5 protein-coding genes are annotated in these 4,337 nt (G+C 55.1%); 4 read left to right on the top strand and 1 reads right to left on the bottom strand.

Annotated elements, in window-relative coordinates; genetic code table 11:
• The 4 genes from WCG50_RS17725 to WCG50_RS17710 form a co-directional block, all read left to right on the top strand.
• On the top strand, positions 1-396 hold a 396-nt coding region (locus WCG50_RS17725; protein ID WP_336900920.1), incomplete at its 5' end, for a type II toxin-antitoxin system VapC family toxin.
• A gap of 162 nt (positions 397-558) precedes the next feature.
• On the top strand, positions 559-2,151 hold the full coding sequence (locus WCG50_RS17720; protein WP_336900919.1) for an ATP-binding protein: 1,593 nt from the start codon (positions 559-561) through the stop codon (positions 2,149-2,151).
• Between the two features lie 111 nt (positions 2,152-2,262).
• Entirely contained in the window at positions 2,263-2,637 is a 375-nt protein-coding gene (locus tag WCG50_RS17715; RefSeq protein ID WP_336900918.1) for a helix-turn-helix transcriptional regulator, read from the top strand.
• An 8-nt stretch (positions 2,638-2,645) separates the two neighbouring features.
• Positions 2,646-3,977, top strand: a complete 1,332-nt coding sequence (locus WCG50_RS17710; protein WP_336900917.1) for a type II toxin-antitoxin system HipA family toxin — start codon at positions 2,646-2,648, stop codon at positions 3,975-3,977.
• A gap of 114 nt (positions 3,978-4,091) precedes the next feature.
• Here WCG50_RS17710 and WCG50_RS17705 read toward each other — a convergent pair.
• The coding region (locus WCG50_RS17705; RefSeq protein ID WP_336900916.1) for a hypothetical protein at positions 4,092-4,337 on the bottom strand (246 nt) is incomplete at its 5' end.

Genomic DNA, 4,337 nt, shown 5'->3' with positions numbered 1-4,337 from the left:
GTGCTAGACAACTCGGTGGTCACGGGTTGGTATTTAACTGACCAAGCCACGCCTTACACGCAGGCGATTGCTGCCCGACTTGAAACTGAGAAAGCTTTGGTGCCACACCTGTGGCAACTGGAACTCGCCAACGTGCTCAAAACCGCCTGTACACGCGGCAAACTAAGTCCGGACGCTGCCCTGCAGATATTGGACACCCTGAGTTCGCTCCCGATTGAGGTGGATACGCGCACGGCGCCTGGGCAACGGCAGTTGTTTGAATTAGCGATGCGCTTCAAGCTCAGCAGCTACGATGCGGCCTATCTTGAACTGGCCATGCGCCATGGGCTGCCGATAGCGACTCAAGATGAACAACTCAAGGTAGCGGCGCTGGCCGCGGGTCTGGTGGTTTTGTAACGCCCGCGTTGAAAATCCGCCACACTGCTGGCTTCTTCATTATTACTATTATTTTTATAGCGCCTTTCGCAATAGATACGGGGCTATAGGCCTATTTGACCGCAGATTCAACCAGTTGCGTGTGCGCAGGCACTGGCGGCAAGACCCTCCTAAAATGGCCCGATGGACGCTATTCAAACCACCCGCCCCCCGCTGGCGCGGCGCAAGCTGCCGATTGGTATTCAGACCTTCCGCGAAATCATTGAGGAAGGTTATTACTACGTGGACAAAACAGGGTTTGCGGTTGACCTGATTGAGCAAGGCAAATACTATTTTTTGAGCCGCCCACGGCGCTTTGGCAAGAGCCTGCTGCTTGACACGCTGAAGGATTTGTTTGAAGGGCATCAAGCACTGTTTACCGGCTTAGCTGCTGAAACGCGCTGGGACTGGACCAAGAAACACCCGGTCATTCGGGTCAGTTTTTCGGATGGCGTGTTGCAAAACCGGGCGGAGTTGGATCAGCGAATCCTGGACATCCTGCGCCTCAACCGTGAAGCACTCGGGCTGCAGCTACCCCCCGGCCTGCCGGAGCGCGACATTGCGGGTAACTTTAGCGACCTGATTCGCCAAGCGCACCGCAAAACCGGCCAGCGCGCCGTCGTGCTGATCGACGAATACGACAAGCCAATTCTGGACAACATCACCAATTCAGCGGTGGCGCTGGAGATGCGTGAAGGCTTGAAGAACCTGTACTCGGTGCTCAAGGGCTCTGATGAGCATTTGAAGTTTGCGCTTTTAACCGGTGTTTCCAAATTCAGCAAAGTCAGCCTGTTCTCAGGGCTGAATAACCTGACCGACATCACGCTGGACGCCCGCTTCAGCGCACTGTGCGGCTACACCGATGCGGATGTGGACACGGTGTTTGCCCCAGAGCTGCCTGGCCTGGACCGCGAACAGATTCGCCAGTGGTACAACGGCTACAACTGGCTGGGCGCCAGCGTTTACAACCCGTTTGATTTGTTATTGCTGTTTCGCAGCCGCGAGTTTCGACCTTATTGGTTTGAGACCGGCACGCCCACTTTTTTGGTCAAATTATTGTCGGAACGTCAATTTTTCTCACCTGATCTGGCGCGCCTGCAAAGTAGCTTGACGCTCTTGTCTGCCTTTGACGTGGACCAGATTGAGCCGGAAGCCTTGCTGTTCCAGGCGGGTTACCTCACTGTGCATCAAAGCAGCCAGCCGCTGCCGGGCCAGTGGGTTTACACCTTGGGCTACCCCAACCGCGAAGTCGAGTCGAGCCTGAATGCCGCCTTGCTTGGAGGCTTCGGGGCGCCGGAGCGCAGCTCGTTTGAAACCCGCCTAAAGCTCATCGACTTGCTCAAGAGCACAAATTTACCTGCCCTCAAAGACCTTTTCCACGCCTTTTTCGCCACCATTCCCAACGACTGGTACCGCAAGAAAGAGCTGGCCAACTTCGAGGGTTACTACGCCAGCATTTTTTACAGCTACTTTGCCGCACTGGGGCTAGATATTCGTCTCGAAGACACCACCAACAAAGGCCGCATCGACATGGCGGTGCTGTTTGAGGGGCAGGTTTTTCTGTTTGAGTTCAAGGTGGTGGAGCTCACACCCGAAGGCCGCGCCTTACAGAAAATCAAGGACAAGGGTTACGCCGACAAGTACCGCGCACGCGGCGAGCCGATTCACCTGATTGGCGTGGAGTTCAGCAAGGCCAGCCGCAATATTGTTGGTTTTGAGTTCGAGTCGTTAATTTAGATTGCGTCAATGGCAGCCGATGATCCGCTTTGGTTTTCGTGAAAGACTTACTAAATATAAATATAGATGTTTACAAAATATCGTAAAAAGATAAACTCTATTTTATAAATTATGCCAAAGCAGCCTATCGCCCTCACCAAAATTCCGCCGCAAACCTTGCGCGCTCTTGAAACCTTGGGCTCCCATCTGGCGGTTGCCCGCGTTCGGCGCAAGGAATCTCTGGCAACGCGCGCCAAACGCATTGGCATTTCAATTCCGACGCTCACACGACTCGAATCTGGCGACCCGTCGGTTTCCATGGGAATTTATGCCACGGCCCTGTGGCTCATTGGCCGTGATGGCGAGTTGGCTCAAATAGCGTCCCCCGAGCATGACAAAGGCGCGTTAGAAATGAATATCCAGGAAGCCATCGACCTTGGCAAAGCACGCGCCAAGGCGTCGCAGAAAAACCGGGCACCCGCCAAACCCCGTCCTGACAATTTGTAAAGCACGTCATGGCCACCAAAATTGCGCCCCAAGCAACGCCAGATCGACTTTTTGCCTGGCTGCTGAGCGACCCCAAAACCCCCAGACTTGTTGGCGAGGTTGTCCGACAAACCAATGGCGACGTCGGCCTCGTTTACGACCCCAAATGGATCGCAACGGGGTTTGCCCTGAGTGATGACATGCCACTCGACACCCCAACATGGACGCCCGTGCACCACACCGGCCGGCAACCCGGCGCGCCCGGTGCGCTGGATGATGCGCGACCCGACCGCTGGGGAGAAAAGGTGATCCGGTATTTGTACAAACCGGGCGCAACGGTGTTCGACAGTCTTTACTTCGCGGGTGACGAGCGTTTTGGCGCCTTGGGCGTATCCGACTCGCAAAGCGCGTACACGCCGTTCATGGCGCGCCCATTGCCACGCCTTGAGGATGCAAGCGATCTCAACGAAGCCATTCAAATCATTGAATCGGGCGTAGGAGAACTGCAGGCGCAGCAACGGGCGCTCGTGGGCGCAAGTGGTAGCCTGGGCGGCGCCAAGCCCAAAGCAGCCATCAGCATCGATGGCGAGGAATGGGTGCTTAAATTTTTCAATGGCGAACCTTTTGACCTTCCTTTGGTCGAGCACGCCACCATGACGCTGGCACACAAAGCGGGCATCGAGGTTGCACAAACGCGTCCCATCCGGCTCAAAGGTGAGCACGCCGTCGCCATCAAACGCTTTGACCGCCAAAAGGGCATGCGCATTCACAGCATTTCGGCCTGCACCCTCTTGCGCTCCGAGGTGCCAGAGGGCATGGAACCAGAGTTTGGTTACCCGCAACTGGCCCGCGCTCTGCGGCGCTCCGCCGACCCGAGAACGCTGGCGTCACAGTTGCACGAGCTTTTTCGCAGGATGATTTTTAACATCCTGATCGCCAACACCGACGATCACGAGAAAAATCACGCCTTGCTGTGTTACATCCATGGTCGAACCATGACGCTAACGCTCAGCCCCGGTTATGACATCGTGACCACGGGTTCAGGTGCGCTTGAGCACCAGTTCATGATCTCTGACCTCAGTCGCGAGCCCAGCCTTGCTGAAGCCATGACTGTTGCGATTGACTTCGACCTATCGTCCTTGAAGGCCGCCAATGAGGTGGCCAAAATTATTGCCGTGGTCAATGACTGGCAGGCGCACTTTCAGTCGCTGGGGGTGACTGAGCGGGACATCACTGAAATTGCCGCCTTTGTTGATGCACCGGATTTGCTGACGCAACGGCAATCTTTCAGCACCACGGCGTATGACCTGAAAAGTAAACCTCAAAAAAAACCACGCTCTGGCGCGAAAGTTTTTCGCTGAACCACCAACTTGTCGGTGTTTTCAGCTTACTCAAAATTCGGGACGCTATTAATTAAATAGCTGCCCACGCTTATTGAACGGGGGCTAGAGGCCTAAAAGGCTTGTATTTCACCGCTATTTCTTCGGTCTGCCTGAATTCTTGTAAGAGTTTCCCTTACAAGCCACCCGCCGAATGCTGACAGCCTGATCAGGCAAATGCGGATTCAAGTTCCTGAACCTCGCGTTCAGAATTGGCTTCATGGTGAAAAGCAAAGCAAATAGCTGGCAATCACCCCCCAATTCAACGCATTGCATCAGGAGCCCCCCATGAACGACGACCAACTGACCTCCGAGATCCGCGACGCCAACCTCACCTACCTG

The organism is Rhodoferax sp., assembly GCF_037143375.1.
In the GTDB taxonomy this organism is placed as follows: Bacteria; Pseudomonadota; Gammaproteobacteria; order Burkholderiales; family Burkholderiaceae_C; genus Rhodoferax.
This window is presented reverse-complemented; position numbering and strand designations above follow the sequence as displayed.

Coding starts and splice junctions, on each gene's coding strand:
- WCG50_RS17720 (WP_336900919.1), top strand. CDS start 559: ATGGACGCTATTCAAACCACCCGCCCCCCGCTGGCGCGGCGCAAGCTG.
- WCG50_RS17715 (WP_336900918.1), top strand. CDS start 2,263: ATGCCAAAGCAGCCTATCGCCCTCACCAAAATTCCGCCGCAAACCTTG.
- WCG50_RS17710 (WP_336900917.1), top strand. CDS start 2,646: ATGGCCACCAAAATTGCGCCCCAAGCAACGCCAGATCGACTTTTTGCC.